The organism is Cognatitamlana onchidii (assembly GCF_004804355.1).
Classification (GTDB): domain Bacteria; phylum Bacteroidota; class Bacteroidia; order Flavobacteriales; family Flavobacteriaceae; genus Cognatitamlana; species Cognatitamlana onchidii.
In genome coordinates this window covers 61,907-84,557 of record NZ_SRWZ01000001.1, presented here as the reverse complement: position 1 = coordinate 84,557, position 22,651 = coordinate 61,907, and the positions used below count along the sequence as shown (strand labels likewise).

22 protein-coding genes are annotated in these 22,651 nt (G+C 35.3%); 11 read left to right on the top strand and 11 right to left on the bottom strand.

All coding sequences use genetic code 11. The annotated features are described in order from the left end of the window. Position 1: 1 nt before the first annotated feature. From E5D58_RS00370 to E5D58_RS00355, 4 genes are read left to right on the top strand one after another with little or no spacing between them, the layout of a single operon-like run. A complete protein-coding gene (locus tag E5D58_RS00370; protein WP_136479849.1) occupies positions 2-1,315 on the top strand; it encodes an ABC transporter permease in 1,314 nt (437 codons plus the stop codon). Between the two features lies 1 nt (position 1,316). Continuing rightward, positions 1,317-2,249 carry a mechanosensitive ion channel family protein gene (locus E5D58_RS00365; RefSeq protein WP_136479848.1) on the top strand — a complete coding sequence of 311 codons (933 nt, stop codon included), beginning with the start codon at positions 1,317-1,319 and terminating at the stop codon, positions 2,247-2,249. Between the two features lie 28 nt (positions 2,250-2,277). Continuing rightward, complete coding sequence (locus E5D58_RS00360; RefSeq protein WP_235835803.1) at positions 2,278-3,162, top strand: DUF6268 family outer membrane beta-barrel protein; 885 nt, start codon at positions 2,278-2,280, stop codon at positions 3,160-3,162. A 2-nt stretch (positions 3,163-3,164) separates the two neighbouring features. Then, the gene (locus E5D58_RS00355; protein ID WP_136480493.1) at positions 3,165-4,328 is read left to right on the top strand and encodes a sigma-54-dependent transcriptional regulator; all 1,164 of its coding nucleotides are present in this window, start codon (positions 3,165-3,167) and stop codon (positions 4,326-4,328) included. A 46-nt stretch (positions 4,329-4,374) separates the two neighbouring features. Here the strand turns inward: E5D58_RS00355 and E5D58_RS00350 are convergent, their stop codons facing one another. Next, positions 4,375-4,893 carry a flavodoxin family protein gene (locus E5D58_RS00350; RefSeq protein ID WP_136479847.1) on the bottom strand — a complete coding sequence of 173 codons (519 nt, stop codon included), beginning with the start codon at positions 4,891-4,893 and terminating at the stop codon, positions 4,375-4,377. A gap of 129 nt (positions 4,894-5,022) precedes the next feature. On the opposite strand from E5D58_RS00350, the gene E5D58_RS00345 reads away from it, so the two are divergent. The 4 genes from E5D58_RS00345 to E5D58_RS00330 all read left to right on the top strand — a co-directional run bounded on the left by E5D58_RS00345 (position 5,023) and on the right by E5D58_RS00330 (position 8,348). Continuing rightward, a complete protein-coding gene (locus tag E5D58_RS00345) occupies positions 5,023-5,874 on the top strand; it encodes a PPK2 family polyphosphate kinase (protein WP_136479846.1) in 852 nt (283 codons plus the stop codon). 157 nt (positions 5,875-6,031) lie between these two features. Then, on the top strand, positions 6,032-7,411 hold the full coding sequence (locus tag E5D58_RS00340; RefSeq protein WP_136479845.1) for a M20/M25/M40 family metallo-hydrolase: 1,380 nt from the start codon (positions 6,032-6,034) through the stop codon (positions 7,409-7,411). Between the two features lie 4 nt (positions 7,412-7,415). Next, on the top strand, positions 7,416-7,760 hold the full coding sequence (locus tag E5D58_RS00335) for a TfoX/Sxy family protein (RefSeq protein WP_235835802.1): 345 nt from the start codon (positions 7,416-7,418) through the stop codon (positions 7,758-7,760). A gap of 36 nt (positions 7,761-7,796) precedes the next feature. Next, positions 7,797-8,348, top strand: a complete 552-nt coding sequence (locus E5D58_RS00330; RefSeq protein WP_136479844.1) for a hypothetical protein — start codon at positions 7,797-7,799, stop codon at positions 8,346-8,348. Here the strand turns inward: E5D58_RS00330 and E5D58_RS00325 are convergent, their stop codons facing one another. From E5D58_RS00325 to E5D58_RS00290, 8 genes are all read right to left on the bottom strand, one after another. Next, positions 8,349-9,767 carry an amidohydrolase family protein gene (locus E5D58_RS00325; protein ID WP_136479843.1) on the bottom strand — a complete coding sequence of 473 codons (1,419 nt, stop codon included), beginning with the start codon at positions 9,765-9,767 and terminating at the stop codon, positions 8,349-8,351. 13 nt (positions 9,768-9,780) lie between these two features. Beyond that, a complete protein-coding gene (locus E5D58_RS00320; protein WP_136479842.1) occupies positions 9,781-10,965 on the bottom strand; it encodes a DUF1624 domain-containing protein in 1,185 nt (394 codons plus the stop codon). Positions 10,966-10,971: 6 nt separating this feature from the next. After that, positions 10,972-12,255, bottom strand: a complete 1,284-nt coding sequence (locus E5D58_RS00315) for a metal-dependent hydrolase family protein (protein WP_136479841.1) — start codon at positions 12,253-12,255, stop codon at positions 10,972-10,974. Positions 12,256-12,276: 21 nt separating this feature from the next. Further along, on the bottom strand, positions 12,277-13,692 hold the full coding sequence (locus E5D58_RS00310) for an MBOAT family O-acyltransferase (protein ID WP_136479840.1): 1,416 nt from the start codon (positions 13,690-13,692) through the stop codon (positions 12,277-12,279). 2 nt (positions 13,693-13,694) lie between these two features. After that, entirely contained in the window at positions 13,695-14,732 is a 1,038-nt protein-coding gene (locus E5D58_RS00305) for a hypothetical protein (protein ID WP_136479839.1), read from the bottom strand. A 19-nt stretch (positions 14,733-14,751) separates the two neighbouring features. After that, positions 14,752-15,801 (bottom strand): hypothetical protein, encoded by a 1,050-nt coding sequence (locus E5D58_RS00300; RefSeq protein WP_136479838.1) that lies wholly within the window; start codon positions 15,799-15,801, stop codon positions 14,752-14,754. 14 nt (positions 15,802-15,815) lie between these two features. Beyond that, positions 15,816-16,697: an ester cyclase gene (locus E5D58_RS00295; RefSeq protein ID WP_136479837.1), complete on the bottom strand. Its 882-nt coding sequence runs from the start codon at positions 16,695-16,697 to the stop codon at positions 15,816-15,818. Positions 16,698-16,794: 97 nt separating this feature from the next. Beyond that, positions 16,795-17,520, bottom strand: coding sequence for a hypothetical protein (locus E5D58_RS00290; RefSeq protein ID WP_136479836.1), 726 nt, complete (start codon positions 17,518-17,520; stop codon positions 16,795-16,797). A 316-nt stretch (positions 17,521-17,836) separates the two neighbouring features. On the opposite strand from E5D58_RS00290, the gene E5D58_RS00285 reads away from it, so the two are divergent. Next, positions 17,837-18,844 (top strand): T9SS type A sorting domain-containing protein, encoded by a 1,008-nt coding sequence (locus tag E5D58_RS00285; protein WP_136479835.1) that lies wholly within the window; start codon positions 17,837-17,839, stop codon positions 18,842-18,844. Positions 18,845-18,893: 49 nt separating this feature from the next. On the opposite strand, the gene lysA is transcribed toward E5D58_RS00285, so the two are convergent. Then, complete coding sequence (gene lysA, locus E5D58_RS00280) at positions 18,894-20,129, bottom strand: diaminopimelate decarboxylase (protein ID WP_136479834.1); 1,236 nt, start codon at positions 20,127-20,129, stop codon at positions 18,894-18,896. Positions 20,130-20,327: 198 nt separating this feature from the next. Here lysA and sucC point away from each other — a divergent pair, with 198 nt between their 5' ends. Further along, complete coding sequence (gene sucC, locus E5D58_RS00275) at positions 20,328-21,518, top strand: ADP-forming succinate--CoA ligase subunit beta (RefSeq protein WP_136479833.1); 1,191 nt, start codon at positions 20,328-20,330, stop codon at positions 21,516-21,518. Between the two features lie 35 nt (positions 21,519-21,553). Here sucC and E5D58_RS00270 read toward each other — a convergent pair whose 3' ends face one another. Beyond that, positions 21,554-21,820, bottom strand: a complete 267-nt coding sequence (locus tag E5D58_RS00270) for a DUF1456 family protein (RefSeq protein WP_136479832.1) — start codon at positions 21,818-21,820, stop codon at positions 21,554-21,556. Positions 21,821-22,189: 369 nt separating this feature from the next. Here E5D58_RS00270 and E5D58_RS00265 point away from each other — a divergent pair, with 369 nt between their 5' ends. After that, positions 22,190-22,603 (top strand): TerB family tellurite resistance protein, encoded by a 414-nt coding sequence (locus E5D58_RS00265; protein ID WP_136479831.1) that lies wholly within the window; start codon positions 22,190-22,192, stop codon positions 22,601-22,603. Positions 22,604-22,651: the final 48 nt, after the last annotated feature.

Sequence of the window (22,651 nt, the reverse complement as noted above, 5' to 3'; positions counted from 1 at the left end):
TATGAACCATTTACCATTAATAATAAAGAGAGAATATCTTACCAAAATAAGGAATAAGGCGTTTATTATTATGACGTTTCTTAGTCCTCTCATTTTTATTGGGCTTGTTGCGGTTGTTGCTTATTTATCTCAGATGAATAGTGATAAAATTAGAGTCATAACAGTTTTAGATGAGTCTAGTTTAGTTAAGGATGTCTTTATAAATTCCGAGCATACTACTTATCATGTCCTTGAGAATATGTCGCTTAGTGAAGCCAAGACATTAGTAAGAGAAACACGAGGTAGTGGATTACTGCATATCGGTAAATTACAAGATACGGCGTTTAGCTCAAGTAGAATTACGTTTTTTTCAGAGGAGGCGCCATCTCTAAGTTTTATTACCAATATTGAAAATAAACTAGAAAAGAAATTAACCAATTTAAATTTAGAGAAGAACGGGGTTGATTTAAATAAAATAAAAACTTCAAGGGTTCGGGTAGATATTGCTCAAGAGAGTTTTGAAGGTAAAAAAACATCAAAAGTAGATAGCGTTGTTAAGCTTATTTTTGGAGGTGCAGCAGGGTATTTGTTATTTATGTTCATAATAATTTATGGCAATATGATAATGCGAAGCGTTATTGAAGAAAAAACGAGTAGAATTATTGAGGTCATAATTTCTTCAGTTAAACCCATTCAGCTCATGTTAGGGAAAATTATAGGAACCTCATTGGCGGGAATAACGCAGTTTACTATCTGGATTATTTTTGGTGGTATATTAATGACTTTGGTGTCCTTGTTTTTTGGTATCGAACCAAGTCAAATGAAGACACCACAGCAACAAATCGTACAACAAGCTATGGAATCTCCAGAATTGGTTATAGAGGCGCAAAATATGTTAACTGCATTTTACAATTTGCCTTTAGTAAATTTAGTCGTGGCATTTGTATTCTTTTTTATTGGGGGGTATCTCTTGTATAGTTCTTTCTATGCAGCTATTGGGGCAGCAGTAGACAACGAGACCGATACGCAACAGTTTATGCTACCCATTATCATCCCGCTTATCTTAGCTGTTTATATTGGTGTTTTTACTGTTATTGAAGATCCTCATGGCATGGTGTCTACTGTCTTTTCCTTTATTCCATTCACTTCCCCAGTGGTCATGCTTATGAGAATTCCATTTGGAGTACCTTTATGGCAGCAATTGGTATCGTTATTAGTTTTAATTGGTACTTTTATGCTTACTGTTTGGGTTGCAGCGAAAATATATCGAGTAGGTATACTAATGTATGGTAAAAAACCGAGTTATAAAGAATTAATAAAATGGATTAAGTATTAAAATGCAAAAACAAAAGACGTCGGACAAGATTGAGGCAGGTATTGATAAAGTAGGCGATGCTATTACCGAGAGCACGTTATGGGAAAGGTTTGTAGAGTTTTTAGAGTTTAAAATCATTGATTTTAACTATGGCATTGGTGAAGACGCCCATGATATTGTACTTAAAGTAAAAACCGTGCTTTTAGTAGCATTGGTGCTGTTTGCAACAACCTATATATTACGTTGGGCCAAGCGCTTAGTAACTAGAAAAATGCCGGGTGAAGATAAGGTGAAGTTTAATACCGTCTTTTCTTTTGCAAGATGGATAGTTTATCTCATCGTCCTGTTAATAGTTCTTGATTCTGCGGGCGTTAATGTAACAGCGGTATTTGCTGCATCCGCGGCCTTGTTAATTGGTATTGGTTTGGCATTGCAAACCTTGTTTCAGGATATTATTTCTGGGATATTTATTTTGGTCGATCAATCTGTACATGTAGGAGATATTATTGAAATAGACGGAAAGGTGGGTAGAGTAGTTGAAATTAAATTAAGAACGACAAGAGCCGTAACCATTGATAATAAGGTATTAGTAATTCCCAATCATTTTTATTTAGAAAACATGCTGTTCAATTGGACGCAAAATGGAACGACTACAAGGGCGTCGGTAACAGTTGGTGTTGCTTATGGCAGCGACGTTCAGTTGGTTAGAAAACTATTAATTCAGGCAGCTTCTACACATGATGCCATATTGACTTCACCAGAGCCTGTCGTACTATTTACAGACTTTGGAGATAGCGCACTTAATTTTAAACTCGTATTCACTATTAATGATAGTTTTGCGTCCCAATTTCCTAAAAGTGATTTGCGTTTTGAAATTGATAGACTATTTAGAGAGAACCATATTAGTATTCCATTCCCTCAAAGAGATGTGCATATCATTCAAAGTAAAGAATAGTTTTAAAAAATCTAAAGGGTAGTGCAATATGATTTATCAAAAATTCAGGCTATCCATCGTGTTATTTTTGAGTTTTGGGAGTCACTTTGTTCAGGGTCAGGTAACAGACTTGGCAAGAATTGAATACTCTTTTATTCCCAAAAGTAAATCAGAAGATCGTTATTCAAGGTTTAGAGGGATTCTTAACTACCCCATTAAAATAAAAGAGGCTACTTATCTTATTACCGGAGTTGAGTATAACAGTATTGTACTTAGTTTAAAAGATAATTATCCTTTTGATACATCTAAAATTGACAGAATTCATGTTCTTGATTTAAACTTAGGCTATACCTTTAAATGGAATGAGAAATGGCGTGCCGGAATTCAGTTTAACCCACGAATAGCATCAACATTGACTCAAAGTTTATCACCCGATGATTATTTTATTAACGGAGGAATATTTTTTATTAATAATAGAAAAAACGATAGGAGTTTAGAACATCCTTATCGTTTAGTTTTAGGACTTACTTATAACGCTACCACAGGGATTCCATTTCCATTACCTTTTATCAGCTATTATAGGGAGATTAATAATCACTGGAGTTACAATGCCGGAATACCCAAGGCTAATATTAAATATACGTTTAACGAACAAAGCAATTTACAAGCTTTCGTGGGCCTTGATGGGTACATGGCTCATGTACAAGATCCACCAAATTTACAAGATCAAAATATTGAGTATATTTCATTATCTGTAGTGGTAGGAGGATTTGGGTACGAATATTGCTTTACTAAACACTTAGTAGCTTATATGTACACTGGTTATACCTTTAGGCTCAATAATGTATTAAGAAATAAAAATAGAGATGAAGTTTATAAATTGAACGATGTTAATGCGTTTTATTTAAGAACAGGACTTAAATTTAAATTATAATGATGTCAAAAATTTTAGTAATTGAAGATGAAGCGGCCATAAGAAGGGTGCTGGTAAAAATTCTATCGGAAGAAAATGACTCCTACAAAGTTGATGAGGCCGAAGATGGATTGATTGGAATAGAAAAAATAAAAAATGATGATTTTGACTTAGTGCTTTGCGATATTAAAATGCCAAAAATGGATGGTGTAGAAGTGTTGGAAGCTGTTAAAAAAATTAAACCAGAAACTCCAATGGTTATGATTTCTGGTCATGGAGATTTAGATACAGCCGTAAACACAATGCGTTTGGGAGCTTTTGACTACATCTCAAAACCACCAGATTTAAACCGCCTTTTAAATACGGTTAGAAATGCTTTAGACAGAAAAGAGTTGGTTGTAGAAAACAAAATTCTTAAGAAGAAGGTTAGCAAAAAATACGAGATGATTGGCGAGAGTGCTGCGATTACGCAAATCAAAGATATTATTGATAAGGTGGCCCCAACAGACGCAAGGGTATTGATTACTGGACCCAATGGAACGGGAAAGGAACTTGTGGCCCATTGGTTGCATGAAAAAAGTGCCAGATCTAAAGGAAACCTTATTGAAGTTAACTGTGCTGCCATTCCATCAGAACTTATAGAAAGTGAATTATTTGGTCATGTTAAAGGGGCCTTTACAAGCGCCAATAAGGACCGAGCAGGAAAATTTGAAGCAGCCAATGGGGGGACTATTTTTCTCGATGAGATTGGCGATATGAGTTTGTCTGCCCAAGCGAAAGTGCTACGAGCATTGCAGGAAAATAAAATTCAGCGTGTAGGAAGTGATAAAGACATTAAAGTAGATGTAAGGGTTATTGCTGCTACCAATAAAAACTTAAAAAAGGAAATTGCCGATGGCAAGTTTAGAGAAGATTTATACCATAGGCTAGCTGTTATTTTGGTTAAGGTACCTGCTTTAAACGACAGAAGAGACGATATTCCGTTATTAGTAAACCATTTTTCAAATAAAATTGCTAGTGAGCAAGGCACAGCCAAAAAGGAATTTTCAGAGAAAGCTGTACAACTGCTTCAAGAATACGATTGGACTGGAAACATAAGAGAGTTAAGAAATGTTATAGAACGTCTAATTATTTTGGGAGGCGCCGAGGTAAGCGAACAAGATGTTAAGCTTTTTGCTAGTAAATAATAAAAAGAAAGTCTAATAGTAGTTTTATTAGACTTTCTTTTTTTAATCACTGACACTTAGTATTTAGACCTTTTATAAAATTTAATAATCGCAATTTTACTTGGTCGCTAATTTCATTATTTTCTATAGAGGCATGAATATCGCCGAGATAATGCATGCCTAAATATTTAGCAGATTCTTTAAACGGCATTGAGAACCCAGGCATAATATCGTCATGATTACTTATACTTATCATAGCCATATTTTTACCGCGCAGCTTTCGTCCTAGATCTTTGTCAATTCTTAAAAGGTCGGAAATCCTATCAAAGAATACTTTTAAAATACCACTCATACTATACCAATAAACAGGTGTAGCAAAAATGATTGTATCATAATGGCTAATAATAAACGCCATTAGGCCAGGAAAATCGTCATGTTGATTTTGATAATTATAATCGTAGTGTCCAATGTCCTTTGTTTTTAAGTCAATGATATCATAGTTTGTATAAGACTGTATGTGCTTTACAATACTTCCTGTGTCTCCATTGCTTCTTGAACTGGCTTGAATAATAACAGTTTTACTCATAATAAATAATCATACTCAAAATAACACTTTTTTGTTCAGGATAAAAGCTATTTAAAATAGAAACAATCAATATCAATTATGATAAAATCAATAGCATTTTATATATTTAATCTTCATTAATCCATTTCTATGAAAGACTACAAAGTAACATCCAAAATTTCGTTAAAAGATTTAAAAACAAAGGTTGTCATTGAAGATGCTAAAACAGAACTAAAGCACATTCGAAAAGAATTAGGAAAACTTCAAGATACCTTATATGCACATGGTAAATATGCTGTTCTTATTTGTTTACAAGGTATGGATACAGCCGGTAAAGACAGCTTAATTAGGGAGGTGTTCAAAGACTTTAACGCCAGAGGGGTTGTCGTCCATAGCTTTAAAGTTCCTACAGACTTAGAAAAAAAGCATGACTATTTATGGAGGCATTATATTGCACTTCCAGCAAGAGGTAAATTCGGAGTATTTAATAGAACCCATTATGAAAATGTATTGGTTACCCGCGTGCACCCAGAATATATTTTAGGAGAAAATATACCTTCAGTTCAAGGTTTAAATGATATTGATGAAGCCTTTTGGGATAAGCGTTTTGAACAAATCAATAATTTTGAAAAACATATTGCAGAAAATGGCACACTTATTTTTAAGTTCTTTTTAAATCTTTCTAAAGATGAACAAAAAAGTAGACTCCTAAGACGTTTGAATAAGCAAGAAAAAAATTGGAAATTTTCGCCTAGTGATTTAAAAGAAAGAATGCTTTGGGATGAGTATCAGGTTTGTTATGAAGATGCACTAAATAGAACCTCAAAACCCTATGCTCCATGGTACGCCATACCAGCAGACGATAAACCTAGCGCGCGATATATAGTTGCTAAAATTATCTATGATACCCTAAAAACATATTCGGATATAAAAGAACCTGAATTAGCCCCAGAAGTTATGGCGCATTTAGAATCATATAAGACGCAGTTGAATAATGAATGAATTTTGAATAATATACACACATCTAAAAGACGCGCTTTTTGAGGGGCTTAAACAACTAACAATCATTACGCTGGTTAAACATTTTTTAACTTAAGTTTATGCATGAATGTTCATTCTTATATTAGTGAGAAGTTCTATATTTAAATCAAAAAAGCGAATGAAACAAATAAAGTTTTTGATTCTTTTATGCATTGGGTTATTTGGGCTGAGTTTTCAGGCTCAGACCGACGAGCAAGTATTTAAAGAAATTTATACACAATCCTTAACTAATGGGAAAAGCTACGATTGGTTAAATCATTTATCTAATCAAATAGGTAGCAGGTTATCGGGATCTTTAGGGGCAGAAAAAGCGGTAATTTATACCAAGGCAGAATTAGAAAAACTAGAATTAGATAAGGTATGGTTACAGCCAGTTATGGTACCAAGATGGGTTAGGGGATCTAAAGAGTATGCATACATAGAATCTTCTCCAGGAAAAACCACAACGGTTAATATTTGTGCCCTAGGTGGTTCAATAGCAACACCTGCTTTAGGGATTAAGTCCCAGGTAATAGAAGTTAAAACTTTTAAAGAACTTGATTCCCTTGGTAAGGATAAGATTGAAGGCAACATTGTTTTTTACAACAGGCCGATGCAAGCAAGTTTAATACATACAAGCGAGGCCTATAAAGGTTGCGTTAATCAGAGATATAATGGAGCCGTAGAGGCTGCAAAATATGGCGCTGTGGGTGTTATTGTACGTTCCATGAATTTGCGTTTGGATGATCTGCCACACACGGGAAGTATGACCTATAATAACCTTTCTATTAAAGATCGTATTCCATCTGCCGCCATTAGTACTAACGACGCTGAACTTTTAAGTACAATGCTTAAATTGGACAGTAATATTAAGTTTTTCTTCAAGCAGAGTTGTAAACAATTAAAGGACGTGCAGTCCTATAATGTTATTGGAGAAATTAAAGGTAGTGAATACCCTAATGAATTTATTGTAGTAGGAGGCCACTTAGACTCTTGGGACTTAGGGGATGGAGCTCACGATGATGGCGCAGGAGTTGTACAATCTATGGACGTTTTAAGGCTGCTAAAAGCATCAGGGATTAAACCTAAAAGAACTATATGGGTGGTGCTATTTATGAATGAGGAAAATGGGTTACGAGGTGCTAAAAAATATGCGGAAGATGCGAAGCGAAAAGGAGAACGCCATATTTTTGCTTTAGAAAGTGATGCCGGCGGATTTACACCACGTGGCTTTAGCTTTGATTGTAGCGATTCAGCATTTAGTAAAATAGGGAAGTGGCATACGTTGTTTAAGCCCTACCTAATTCATTATTTTGAACAAGGTAGTAGTGGTGCAGATGTTGGTCCTTTAAAGACCGAAACTAATGTCTTGGCAGGTTTACGTCCAGATAGTCAACGTTATTTTGATTACCACCATGCTAGTAACGATACATTTGATGCGGTTAATAAACGAGAGCTCGAACTAGGAGCTGCCGCCATGACAGCCCTAGTGTATTTATTCGATAAATATGGTTTATAACTAGTTGAATTTTTTAGATGGTATGGATTGGAACGAAAGGTTAAAAGTATTTGATGCTTTGGTCGATAAATGCCCAAGGTTTGACAGAAAAGGAAAATCTATGATTTATACTTCTGCCAACGGATATATGTTTGCTCTTTTGAACAAGGATGGAGAAATAGGTATTCGCTTTCCCAAAGCCGTTCAAGAAAAATACATTAAAGAGTTTCAATCTTCTATATACAAATCGTACGGAGCTGTAATGAAGGGGTATGTTCTCATTCCAGACCATATGTTGGAAGATTTAGATACAGTTGCGAAATACCTAAATGAAAGCTATGACTATGTTATGTCTTTAGAACCAAAATAGAACTTGAAAAACAGGAAACACCAAATTGTATAAAAAATGAAATATGTAATCATTGCTTTTTTACTAGGATATTCAGCTATTTGTTATGGACAAGTCAAAGAAGATTTGCCTTATTATGAAATCCCGGAATATCCTGAATCTTTTTCAGCAGGAACTGTGGCTGCTAGAATGGTTGATGGCTTAGGTTTTAGATATTATTGGGCTACAGAAGGTTTATCAGCAAAAGATTTAGATTATAAGGTGAGCGATTCTGGAAGAACCAATGGAGAAACGATAGACCATATTTATGGGTTGTCTAAGTTTATAAGAAATAGTGTTTTAGATAGTAAAGATGAAAACAATGCGACGTTGAATTTTGATGAAACGCGTAAACGCACCTTAATGAATTTTAAAACCGTTGCAGACGCTTTAAGAGATTTAGATTACCCTTTGCAGCTTTCCGAAACGGAAGTACCATTTTGGAATATAATAAATGGCCCAATAGCCGATGCTTTATGGCATTGCGGGCAAGTTGTAATGCTAAGAAGAGCTTCTGGTAACCCTTTTAATTCTAAGGTTTCTGTATTTGCTGGGAAACTTAGAGAATGATCAATTTAGTCCTACTTTCCCTTTTACAGATTCAAACATGAGTTTTGAATTGAAACCAATACCTTCCTTAAAGACTAGCTCCATATTTCTTATGTTTTTAATATGGTCTTCAAGGTTACCACTAATTAAAATAAGATCGGCAATTTTTCCTTTTTCAACGGTGCCAATCTGTTCATCCTGTTCCAAATAAATAGCCCCATTAAGAGTACATATTTTTATAACATCCTGAAGCGGAAACCCTGCTTCAACCAAAATTTCAATAGTACGTCGGTTGGCGTAACCAGCTACAGTCCTTCCTGCTCCGGTAGGATCTGTTCCAGCCATGAGTTTCCCTCCCTGATCATAAAATCGTTTTAGCCAAATTAAATTTTTATTGAAACGAACTAGATGCAAGGAATCTTTACCAGATAGTCTGTCATAAATATTCTTAACATCTTGAAGAACATCTGGAGCAACAGCCAACTCGCCGCCACCGGGGATTAATTCTCGATTCGTCCAAGGTTCAAATACATTAGGTGTTGTGGTAATAGTAGTGCCATTTTGTATTAGTAAGTCAATGAGTTTATTCACTCTTGGACTGTCAATAGGTTCATCATTCAAGGATTGTCTGGCTTCAAACGGATCACACTGATTTACAACCTTGTTAGCCATAAAATCGGTGGAAGCCATAAACCCATGTTCTAAATTGTCAATACCTAAGTTCGACGCTTCTTCGTAAGTAACGGAACACAGATGTCCAGTCACTTTTAAATTTCTTTTGTGAGCTTCCTCTATACATACAACCATATCTTCTTGCGTTATTCGATTATATAACTTAAAAGATGTCACACCTCGCTTAGCCCAAAAGTTTACAATTTCTGAAACCTCACTCGTATTTTCTATAAAACCAAGTTCGGCTATAGGGGATCCTGCGCGTTCAATAAATGGACTGGTTACATCCATTTTAGGTCCGGTCATTTTGCCCTCTTTAATCCACTTTTTTACGTTTAAATCAGATTGGGGCTGTATACTGCCTGCGGTTCGCATGGTGGTGACCCCACCTGCAAGATATAACCTAGGGAAAGTGAAACTCATTTGTCCTATGCTAAACCAATCTTCAAAAAATTTGGTATAAAACAAATGCTCATGCATCATAACTAGTCCTGGAATTACAGTTTTGTTGGTACCATCAATAATTAAGGCCATCTCAGGTATTTCTATCTGCTCTGAGTTTCCAACTTCTAGAATTAGTTTGTCTTTGAGAATGATAGTTTGGTTGTGTTTAATAGGAGCACCAGTACCGTCTATAAGTGTTGTATTTGTGATAGCTACTATGGAAGTATCAATGGCAATGAATTTTTGGACTTGTGGTGTGAATTTTTGTGCTAAAACATGATTAAACATCAAAATCATTAAAGCTAATTGAAGCATGTATTTCATTGTTTTCTAAATTTTATAGGTAGCTTAACCACCATTTATTTTTGTTGTTAGCTTTGTAAAGCATATAACGTTTGCAGGGGTAATACAAGAGTGCAATAACAAAGCACCATACCATGTATACAATCGCAATAGAATATCCGTAGTTTATAAGTGTCGCATTTTTAAAAGTGTTTGCTGTAAGTATCATATCTCTCCAATTACCGTTAAGCATAATAAGGCCAAGTACAGCAAGAAGATGAATAACTAGGATATGAAGGAAATAGTAAAATAGTGGCACTCTGCCAAATACTAAAAGAAAATCGGTAATCTTGTTTTTAATGTTCTCTATAGCAAAAAGAAACAACAGGGCAGGGCCTAATGTAATAAGGGAGTAAGCTAAGGATGGCGGATATTTTGTTACCTTAAAGAATGACATTATGGTTTTGGTTGTGGTGCTTTGATATGACCAAGGCGATAAGTCTCCATAAACATTAAGTCCTCGTACTATAAAAAATAATATAACAGCTCCAAAGCCAAGAATAATCAGCCATTTTTGTCGTGTTCTAGATTTAAAACTTTTGTCATATAATGTTCCTAGGCAAAACCCCAAAATAATAATACCAATCCATGGCAAGACAGGATAGTAAGCACCAATCACCGAATTAGGACCTGTAGCAAGCTGTCCGCCCTGATGTAAGATATACCATAGTATTGCTGCGAGACTGTCCCCTTTTAATACAATTGAATCTAATATGTTATGACCAAACAAAATAACGAAACCAACAACAAGAAGCACTTTTCTTTGAAGAAATTGAAGTAAAGACAACGCAATCATACTAATACCAATCGCCCATATAACTTGAAGTACAATAAAGCTATAAGAAATATCAAACCACCAGAAAAAGTTATTTACAACAACCTCAAGAACAATTAACCATAAACCTCGAGTAAATAAAAACTTAAAAAGTTCTGGTTTCGTTTTATTCCTTCCATATAAAAAAGCTGAAGTGCCTGCTAAAAACACGAAAACAGGAGCGCAATAGTGTGTTATAAATCTCGTGAAAAATAAAAATGGTGTCGTAGTTTCTAAATCTGTAGGATCTGAAAAAAAAGCACCGTAATGAAAGTAATCTCTCGTATGATCCAGAGCCATGATAATCATAACAAGGCCTCTTAAAATGTCAATGGATTCAATTCTTTTAGACTTTATGGCTGTCATGTATAATTATTTTTCTAATTTAAATACTTGACCATCTTTCATTACAAACTTAATCGTAGAAAGAGTTTGTATGTTTTCTAATGGATTATTATCTACGGCTATTATATCAGCTAGATACCCTGTTTTAATTTTGCCGCGATCCTGTAAATTTAATAATTCCGCGGCATTTATGGTGGCCGATTGAATAGCTTGTTTTGCAGTCATTCCCCGATCCATCATAGCATAAAGCTCTTTTATGTTTTGGCCATGAGGAATTAAAGGAGCATCGGTTCCAAGGGCTATTTTAACACCCGATTCTATGGCTAATCTTAAGCTTTCTTTGGCTTTAGGTAAGATGTAATTGGCTTTTTTAACTAAGCGATTGTCCATTTTATCATAATTTTTTATGATTTCATCAACCAATCCCGTGGTTGGCACCAAGTAGGTTCCATGTTCTTTCATGAGAGCTATAGACTCCTGATTAAGTAATGAGCCGTGTTCAATGGAGTTTGCACCGGCTTTTATGGCTGCAATTATTCCTTCTGTTCCGTGTGCATGAGCACCGACAGTTAAGTTGTGCCTGTGCGCTTCACCAATAACACTTTTCATTTCATCATCAGTCATTTGTTGTGCTCCAACAGATTCTTCTAATGATAAAACTCCCGCTGTAGCCATAATTTTGATGGCTTTAGCGCCATATTTTATTTGATAACGTACCGCCTTTAGTGCCTCATCTTTTCCATTAATCATGCCATTTTCAAAGCCTAAATCAAAAACACCTTCTGCATAATTACCCATCATGGCAATATCGGCATGACCACCTGTTATACCTATCATATGTCCACAAGGAATAATTCTTGGTGATGGAATCCAATTTGCTTCGGAAGCCTCTGCTAATGAGACACCTATAAGTTCTTTCGTAGGGTTAGTTTGACCAATATTTCTAACAGTTGTGAACCCTGCTAATAATGTTTTCTTGGCATTCTTAGCAGCTCGTAAAGTCGCTTTACTACCATTTTCGGTAACTGGTAAAAATTGGTAGTTTTTCACAAAATCTAAGTCCAAATGTACGTGCATATCGAGAAGTCCAGGTAACAGAATTTTGTCTTCTAAATCAATAATTTCTGCTTCGTCAGGTAAGCGTCTGGGGTTTATAGCTGCTATAATATTATTCTCAACAACTAAAAAAGCGGGACTTATCAGTTTGCCACTTTCTACATTCAAATAAGCTTTTGCTTTTAAAATTTTAGTCTGACTATATACGTTTGATAATGAAAGTATTATAGCAATTACAAGGATTTGTTTTTTCATAAGTTGGAAGGTTATTTCGGTTTAGAATTGAAAATAAATAAACTGTTCGCCGCTCCCTTGAGCTATGATTAATAGAAATGTCATAATAGCCCAGACTATACCCAAAACATAAGGTGATGTTTTAAGCGATACCTCTTTCATGGAGGTATTCCTCATATACCAATGGCACAAAAACATGATTCCAATTACCGTACATATTTTTACAATTGTAAAGGTATCCAATATTTTTTCTCCTGCAATTTGCATATAGAACATGGATTTTATCATGTCCCATGCTTTTTCAAAGGTTCTGGCTCTAAAGAATACCCATGTAATATTCACACAACTAAAGGTTACAAAGGCTAGAAACATACCGTTCCATTTAGTGATCTCAAAGGGTAAGTAACGTCTTTGTAATCGTTCTAATATTAAATAAGTTCCGTGTAAACCGCCCCAAACCATAAAAGTCCAGGCGGCGCCATGCCATAAACCGCCAAGCAACATAGTAATCATTAAAGCGGCATACATTCTAGTTATACCATGGCGATTTCCACCTAATGGAATGTACAAATAATCGCGTAACCAGTTAGATAACGAAATGTGCCAGCGTCTCCATAAATCTGAAAAACCAAGGGATGCATAGGGGTATTTAAAGTTATCTGGTAGAATAATACCTAACATTAAGGCAATTCCGATGGCACAGGTGGAATATCCGGCAAAATCAAAAAATATTTGTCCAGAAAATGCAATGGTACCAACCCAAGCGTCAACTCCGTGCAAGAGTTTGCTAGAACCGAATACTTTGTCTGATGTTCCTGCTAACAAGGTGTCTGCCATCACTACTTTTTGAAACAATCCAATGGTCAATAAAAATAATCCCCAGATGAATTGATTCGCAGTCGCTTTTTTAGGCTCATAAAACTGTGTAATTAATTCTTTAGCTCTAACAATAGGTCCAGCCACTAATTGTGGGAAGAAGGTAACATACAAAGCGAAATCCAAAAACGTTCTGGCACGTTCGGTCTTTCTTTTGTACATATCTATTGTATAAGACATGGTCTGGAAGGTGTAGAAGGAAATACCCATGGGAAGAATGATATCCATGGGTTTGGCTTTAAAATCTATACCGATACTATTAACTATGGTTACAAAATTCTCAAGTAGAAAATCGCCGTATTTGAAGAAACCCAAAAACCCCAAGTTTACGAGCATACTGAGTAGCAACCACATTTTACGTTTCTTTTGGTTTTCTTCAACAGCCAAACGTTTACCTGCTGTCCAGTCTACCATGGTTGATATCCAAAGCAAAATGACCAAAGGCGGATTCCACATACCATAGAACACATAACTAGAAAGCAGAAGCATACGTTTTTTATTGGTCCAGTTCAGGATTTTAGCATAGTATAGGGCAAGAACGATGATTAAAAACAGTATAAAACTTAGTGAATTAAATAGCATGATTAGTTAGGTTTTTGGTTGGTTAATGCATTGTCTTCTTTCAAAATTTTCACTAACTCTTCAGTATAAAAATTGGCGTCTGCAAGAGAAAGATGTGATTCTTCGGGACAGGTTAGATCTTTGAATTGATCATAGTCTTCAAAATGATAGCTTTTAACATTGGCTACATTTACTAGTGAATCCCAAAATCGTTCTCTGGGTAGTCCCATTTTTTCTCCCATTCTCACGCCTCCGCTAGAAGGTGGGCGAATCAAGATAAGATTCCCTCCTTTGGCTTTAAATTTTTCTACATCTTTCATAAAGAATGCTGTGGTGGCATCTTTTTCAGGAGGAGGAGCACCTTTTCCAAAAAAGTGCCAAACGTCTATAATTGATTTAGCAAAGACGGTATCTGTTACCGTTCGAGGCATCATACTAATATTTCTAGGAATTGATACATCTCCAAAATTATAGAATGGGGGTGGAGGCGGTATGGTATCACGTTTCCCTAAGTTTACACGCTTTAACAAAGATTTTAAGTCAATATCGTCATCCCATTCTTCTTCATCGGCAGACATCAATACTAAATTGTTTTGCAAGGGAACTGATAGCAAAAAATTGAGTCGTTGGGCATAGGTTCTATCCTGATAAAAGTCTACTTTGGATTGTGGGCGTTCCCAAGGAAAAGCTTTGGGATAGGTTGTAGAGAATAGCAAGCCTGGAGTTACTCCCACTATGACGGTTCCGTTAAAATTAGTATTATTTACTATGTCATTAAAGATTGGAAGGGGAGAGGAGCCTGTTGATGCTAGCTGAAGGGGGGCTTTTCCCGTTGATTTTTGCCATTGATCTACTTGAATATCGAAATATGCTCTTGATGAGCCTAAAATGATGACGTCATTTTTTGTAGCTGTTTCAACTTTAGCCCTAGTCATGGCCCAAAGGGCTTTTTCATCATTTAGGGTAGGGTGGAACCCTTGAGACCTCCAGTAGAGTTCCCATGCAACTGTGGCAATAAGTGTTATTGAAATGGCTAAGACTAGTGATTTTTTGAGTTTCATTTTTGTTTGGTTTTGGTTGTTAGTGTTTAGTTAAATGCCCATCTTTTATTAATTGATTCACCATATCTCTAGTATATGTTTTTGCATCTTCAGCATTCATGTGTGACCAGTCTGGTAAGTGGTGTTTAGACATGAAATCATAGTCCTCGAAATGATAACTAGGACAATCAACGGTCTCAATGAATCTGTCCCAGACTTTATCCCGAGGCATGGAGCGCTTTGTATGTTTGTTCCAATCTTCTTCTGCTTTATGTCGGATAAATATTATTTTACCCCCTCTGTTTTTAAAAGTCTGGACTAAATTTTCCAAATTATTTATGGACTTTGAAACCACTTTTTCGATTTTTTCAGAATATTCAGGAAAGGCATTAGTGAGGACATTATTCCAATGATCCGTTATTTCTTTTTGATAAATAGGGTTGTTTGTTAATCGTGGAAACATGATTAAATTTCTATCTTCATCATTGTATCCAATTTTTACTAAATTGGAATTATGGGTCTTGATTCTGCCATCATCTATTGAAATTCTATTTATAAGAGATTTTAAATCTAAATCGTTATATGCTGTAAGTTCTGATGCACTGAGTGTTACCAGATTCCTTTTTAAGGGTTTGGATAGCTCAAAGCCCAAACGTTGCGCATAAGTTCTGTTGTAATAATGGTCAATCCATTTTTCGGCAACCCGCCACCGTCTTCCTCCATTAAAAACAAAAACTGCAATTGGTGTTACACCAAATATGATGGTGCCATTAAAGGAAGTGTTGTTCACAATGTCCTCTAAAAATGGGCCTGGAGGTTTACCGTTAGCGGTTAAGTTAATTGGTTTTATATCTTGAATTTCTTCCCAAACATGGGTGTTAAAGTTATAACCCGTTCTGGAGGCGCCTAATAGAATAATATCTTTTGAAGTTGCGGTCTCAACCTTTGCTCTTTCTTGAGACCATAAGTTTCTATCGTCTTCTAAAAAGGCAATGTAATAATCTGTTTGAGTGCGCCAATAGCCTTCCCAAATGGTTACACTGATAGTGGTAAGAACCAATGCGAGAATGAGCGTTATTTTTAACTTCATTTTGGAGCGAAATATTATTTAGACATAACATCAGCAATCCCTTTAGTATCTGCATATTGCTGAAAAGAAATAATTTTACCATCTTTAAGTGTCCAGAGATGGGCCATTTGCAAATTCAATTTGGCACCATTCTTTTTGTATTTGGCGTCATACCTGCCTTCAACCAAAACTTTATTGTTGGTCATTTCGTGAAACTCCAAATCCGTAAGATTCCAGTATTCCCATTCTGACATAATTCTTGAGAATACACCATCTAAAACGGCCTTAAAGCCTTTATAGGGGTTGCCATCGGCTAAAGGGAAATTTTCGGCTTCGTTCCAAACCAGGTTTTCATCCATAACGGCACCAACAGCTTCAATATTTCCATTGGCAAAATCGTTATACAATTGCCTAAGCAAGTTGACATTATTTGGATTTAAAAAAGGATCAATGCCCATTTGGCTCATAAACACCATATTGTCCATAAAATCCTGTTCCTGAATAATTTTACCGTCCTTCATTTTTGCAATGGTCACACCTGTTAAATCTACTATTTTCCCTGAGGCCGGCATACCAAAAAACTCCCCGGTATGATTTCCTTTAAACCGCCAATTTTTTACGAGCTGATCACCATCACCAAAAATGTCTTCAATCGTAAATTCCCTTTCAGAAAAACCAGTGATAAAATTGGAATAGTAGGCTTTAAAATCTTCAATACCAACTACGTTTTTGGGACTGGAAACCATAGTTATCTTGGTGTCGAAATGGGTGTCGTTGATCAAATCAAGATTGCCATCATTGATAATGCCGTCCCAAACGTTGGTGTAGGTGGTAATGTTCTTTTTTACTTGTGCGTCTTCACAAGACATGGCCCAAAAAAGCAACAGGCAAAACAAGAGTTTAGAGTAAGTTTTCATAATTAATGGATTAGTGGTTGGAATTTTTTTGAAAAGAAATAGTTATGCATAAAATGCCATCAAACTTGACGGGATTTTATGCATACAATCTTCAAATCTAATTAGATAGTTCTTTTTTAAGCGTATAGATGAAAGACCAGTCTTTGGATACCGCCTTTCTGAACTTTTCCCTTAGCGCATCAGTCTTTTCTTTGCCATTGGCGTTTTCGTAAACTTTCCAAACACCATCACGGTCTACATCCATTTCTGCAAAATTCTTGAATGGAATACTGATAAAATAATCCGCTACATTAGGTGCACCGCCGATAACGGAATACCAGTAACCTCTTCCATCACCTTCAGCATCTTTTAAGGCTGTAGCTACCTCCTTTACACATTCTTTAAAAGCCTTGCTGTTTTTTGTTTTAGCATTATATACCCAAACTAGACCAGTGTCCCCAGAAAATGGCTCTGTTCTGCTCACGTCTGGCATAAAACGGGCTATATTAAAATGAAAACTTTTTACATGGGGCATTATTTCATCGAGGACTACCTTTTGACAGGCCTTTCCAGCTGGGTCGTCCTCTTCGTCCATTTCGGCCCAGTTGACCATTCTACCAGTAAATGTGTATACATTGCCCTCGCCTTGAAGGCGTTTCCAGGTATTCCATTTGTCCTCGCCCTCGTTTTTCAAATAGCATGTTTTATAGGATTTTAAGGCCTCCATAAATTGGGCATCGTGGCCAGGTTTAACAGTAACCTCGGAGAGGGTTAGCAAGAACGATTCGTTTTGCGAAATAGCAAATAGGGGCAAGCAGAGAAAAAGAAATACTAGTTTTTTCATTTTAGTTGGTTTTAAATTAATATTAAGTTTTGTAACAAACCATATTAACAGGTTAACCTCATTGGAATCCATTCAGGGCAATCAATCGCAGGTTGCTATTTGAGAGAGAGAAGTGAGTATACTTATATGTTAAATATAGTCATTTTTTAATTAGAACAGACAGCAATCAATAAAAATGTATTGGTATTTTATTGGTAATCATGTGTTTAAATGCTTTTAGCGACTGAATTCGATGTATGGATGCATATACCTGATATAAAGTTTTTCGTTTTATATAACTTTGTTTGCTAACTAACATGTTATAAATTAATTGCTTATGAAAACAAAATTACTCCACCTTTTATTTTTAATGCCAATATGCTTATCAGGTCAAAGCATTAACCAATTTTTTAGTTTGCCATCTACGCAATACGCTGTAGTTACTACAAGTACGACTCTAGATCAAAGTGCTAAAGGAGAAAACGTTAACTGGGTTTTTAATAATTTAATAGCTTCTGGGACTACATCAACCGATGCCTATAAAGATATTAGCCCTAGCGACCCAGAAGCCATAGCTTTTCCTTTTACTAATATACTTTTAACAACCACAGATACGAGTACAGAAGAAATCAAATTGTACGCTTTGGAGGCTGCAAATGTTGTTGATGTTACAGGATTAGAGCAGATGGATTTAACGCTTCAATATAGTGACTTGGGCTTTGTAGGAACATTTCCTTATGCTTACAATACTAGTAATAACGGGAATAGTATTTCAGGAAATTTTGCTTATAGTGGAGTTTCAGGAACCTTTACAGGAACTATGACAACAACAGTCGATGCCTATGGAGCTTTATCTATGAATGATGTGGGTGGAGGGGCCTATTCTGGAACAGTAACAAGACTTGAATTAATTCAACAGGTAGAGTTGTTTGTTGGGATAAAAGTTGGAGACCTTACTCAAACCTCCTATCATTATTATGATAATAGTTCAGGGGATTTGGTTTTTAGAACTACAAATGTTGAGGTAACAAGTGGGATTATAGGCAATCAGTCGTTTACAATAATGGAAAGCTTGATTATGTCTCCTTTAAGTACAGATTCTTTTGATAGCCAAACTCTTGCAGGATTTCGTTTAAAAATGAACCCAGTGGGCAATGAATTATCTTTTTATTTAAATGAGAGCCTTAAGGTCCATGAAGTTTTAATATATGATATACAAGGGAGGTTAGTATTGAAAAGACCAGCAACTCATACCATTCAAGTAAACCAGTTAAAATCTGGATGGTATCATATCGCTTTAAGAACAGATCAGGGTGTTTTGTCTAAAACATTTATAAAGAAATAAATCTTGTACAGCTAAATAAAAAGCGCTTCATTTAAGAAGCGCTTTTTATTTAAACAGTTGTTGGTTTTGCTTTCTTCTTTGAAAAATCTATCTCAATTTGGTTTCTTAAAATATCATCTAGAGTTTCTGCTTTTCTAATAACATGCGCTTTGTTTTTATACCATAAAACTTCGGCTGGTCGGTATCTAGAATTATAATTACTGGCCATTGAGAAACAGTAAGCACCTGCATTTTTAAAGCATAAAATATTACCTTCATTAATTTCATTTATACGCCTGTTATTTCCAAAGGTATCCGTTTCACAAATATAACCTACAACTGTATAGAAGCGTTCTTTTCCGTCTGGGTTAGAAATGTTCACAATATCATGATGCGAGCCATATAACATGGGGCGTATAAGATGATTAAAACCAGAATCAACTTGTGCAAATACTGTTGAGGTAGTTTGCTTAACAGCATTTACTTTTACTAAAAAGTTACCAGATTCACTCACTAAAAACTTACCAGGTTCGAAGGCAAGCGTTAGGTCTTTACCATATTCATTACAAAATTGATTGAATCTTACAGATAGTTTTTTTCCAAGTTCTTCTATATTTGTTTCAATATCACCAGCCTTGTAAGGCACTTTAAAACCAGAACCAAAATCAATAAAATCAAGGTTTTTAAATTGTTTTGCAGTTTCAAATAAAATTTCACTCGCGTATAAGAAAACCTCAATATCAAGAATATCGCTACCTGTATGCATATGTATGCCATTAATGGTCATTTTAGTATTTTCAACAATACGCAATACATGAGGTATTTGATGAATAGAAATTCCAAATTTTGAATCAATATGCCCAACCGAAATATTGGCATTGCCACCTGCCATAACATGTGGGTTAATACGAATACAGACTGGTACTTTTGGGTGTTTTGCGCCAAATTGCTCGAGAATAGATAAATTATCAATATTTATTTTTACACCTAACTGTGCGGCTTCCTCAATTTCGTCTAGAGAAACACCATTGGGCGTAAATATAATCTGGTCAGGAGAAAAACCAGCAGCTAAGCCGAGTTGCACTTCCTGAATAGAAACCGTATCAATGCCAGAACCAAGCGATTTAAATAGTTTTAATATCGATATGTTAGATAATGCTTTAACAGCATAGTTCAATTTTAATTTTTTAACGCCTTTAAATGCATCTGTTAATCGTTTGTATTGCGATTCAATTTTTTCTGCATCGTACACATAAACTGGACTCCCAAAATCTTGTGCTATTTTAAGCAATTGATTTTCTAACATAATTTTCAAATTTTCGTCAAAGATATTTTTTTATCGAAAATTACAAAGCAAACGCTAAAAAATTATACAAAATAAACAAAATGTTAAATATTTAACAATTGTTAGAATGTGTGATTATAGAAAGTTTTCATAATTAAATATTAGGGTAAGTTAAGCCTATTATTTACATTTGTGCTTCTTAAATTATTTTATCGTATTATGAATTTACACGAATATCAAGGTAAAGAAATATTAAGCAGTTTTGGAGTGCGTATCCAGAGAGGTATTGTTGCACAAAATGCTCAGGAAGCTGTGTCGGCTGCAAAACAACTAACAAGTGAAACTGGTACCAGTTGGCACGTTATAAAGGCTCAGGTACATGCAGGTGGCCGAGGAAAAGGTGGCGGTGTTAAATTAGCTAAAAATTTAAAAGAAGTTGAAGAGCTTGCAGGACAGATTATAGGAATGGATTTGGTAACTCCACAAACATCGGCTACGGGTAAGCGTGTACATCAAGTTCTTGTAGCGGAAGATGTTTATTACCCAGGAGAAAGTGAAACAAGTGAGTTTTATATGTCTGTTTTATTGAATAGAGGCACTGGACGTAATATGATTATGTATTCTACCGAAGGAGGTATGGATATCGAAACCGTTGCAGAAGAGACACCGCATTTAATATTTACGGAGGAAGTTGATCCAGCGGTAGGCCTCATGCCTTTTCAAGCAAGAAGAGTAGCTTTTAATTTGGGACTCTCTGGTTTAGCTTTTAAAGAAATGACAAAGTTTGTTACCGCTTTATATACGGCTTATGTGAAGTCAGATTCGTCGTTATTTGAGATTAATCCAGTATTAAAAACCAGCGATGATAAAATTATGGCAGTTGATGCCAAGGTAACTATTGATGACAATGCTTTATATAGACACAAAAATTATGTGGATCTGCGTGATGTGCGTGAGGAAAGTGCTATTGAAGTTGAAGCCGGTGAATTAGGGTTGAATTATGTTGATTTAGATGGTAATGTAGGATGTATGGTTAATGGAGCAGGTCTAGCTATGGCTACTATGGATTTAATCAAACAAGCGGGTGGCGAACCTGCAAATTTCTTAGATGTTGGAGGAACGGCGGATGCTGCTCGTGTTGAGGCTGCCTTCAAAATCATTTTAAAAGATCCGGCAGTTAAAGCTATTTTAATTAATATTTTTGGAGGAATCGTGCGTTGCGATCGCGTTGCCCAAGGTGTTATTGATGCTTACAAAAACATGGGGAACATAAATGTTCCAATTATTGTTCGCTTACAAGGTACGAATGCAGACATAGCAAAAGAACTGATAGATAATTCTGGTTTGGCCGTATTAAGCGCTACGGAATTTCAGGAAGCTGCAGATAAAGTACAGCAGGTATTATCTTAAGAGGAAATAGATTTTATAGACTAAAAAGAGCAACACTATGTGTTGCTCTTTTTTTGTGATGTGTTCGCAGTTGCATTCTTTTTTGGCATGGGTCCTCTTAAATGAATTACTAAACCATTTAAAAAGTTTCGTAGAATTTGATCCCCACATTCCATATATTTTGGATGGTCTTCTCTTCTAAAAAAGGCTCCTAGTTCACTTTTAGAGATTCTAAAATCTACTAACGAGAGAATCTTTACAATATCATCGTCTCTAAGCTTTAAGGCCACCCGTAATTTTTTTAAAATATCATTATTTGTCATATATAAAATATTTGTACTGATATAGGTATGTATTTTATCGATTTCTCACAAAGGTACGGGCTTTATTGATGTTTTTAAAGTTTTAGTCATAGCTTAAATTTTTAAAACCTTTTAATGCTTGTTTAAATCAATAAAATTCACTTATAAATATTTGTAAATCAATTAATTGTATGTCTTTTGTTTTGATTACGTACAGCTTTTGGATTTGATAAAATGCAATTTATTTGGTTAAAATTATTTCGGGTGTTGACGAAATAAATATTTTTTTCGATTAAGTACGAGTCACTTTTCGATAAGTTACAATATATCCACGACAACAATGAAACTCTTGTCCTTACCTTTATAATGTAATTGATTAATCCCCTTGAAATGATTAATAGAGTAGAAAAATTAAGTCTTTTATCAGAAATGATAGCCTTTGCCAAGTATGATAAAGACATTAAACGAATTGAGTATAATTTTTTATTAGGTGTGGCTAAACAGCTAGACATTTCTCGTGAAGATTTTGAATATCTTCTTGAAAACCCTATTAGCTACACACATTTAAAATCACATAGCGAACGAATCGTGCAGTTCCATAGGCTTGTATTATTAATGAATATAGAACAAGAGTATGGAGATAACAATAATTCAAAAGGCGTTGTTAAGTTATATAATTTTGGTTTGAGAATGGGACTTAGCCATGAGTCCATTACCAAGGTACTTTATTTAATGGAAAGTTTTCCGAATAAAATAGTACCACCCGATGTGTTGATTGATATATTTAAGACGCAGTATAATTAACCTGGGTAACTTGGGTTAAATATACCTCCCGATGTTGAGGGACGGAAA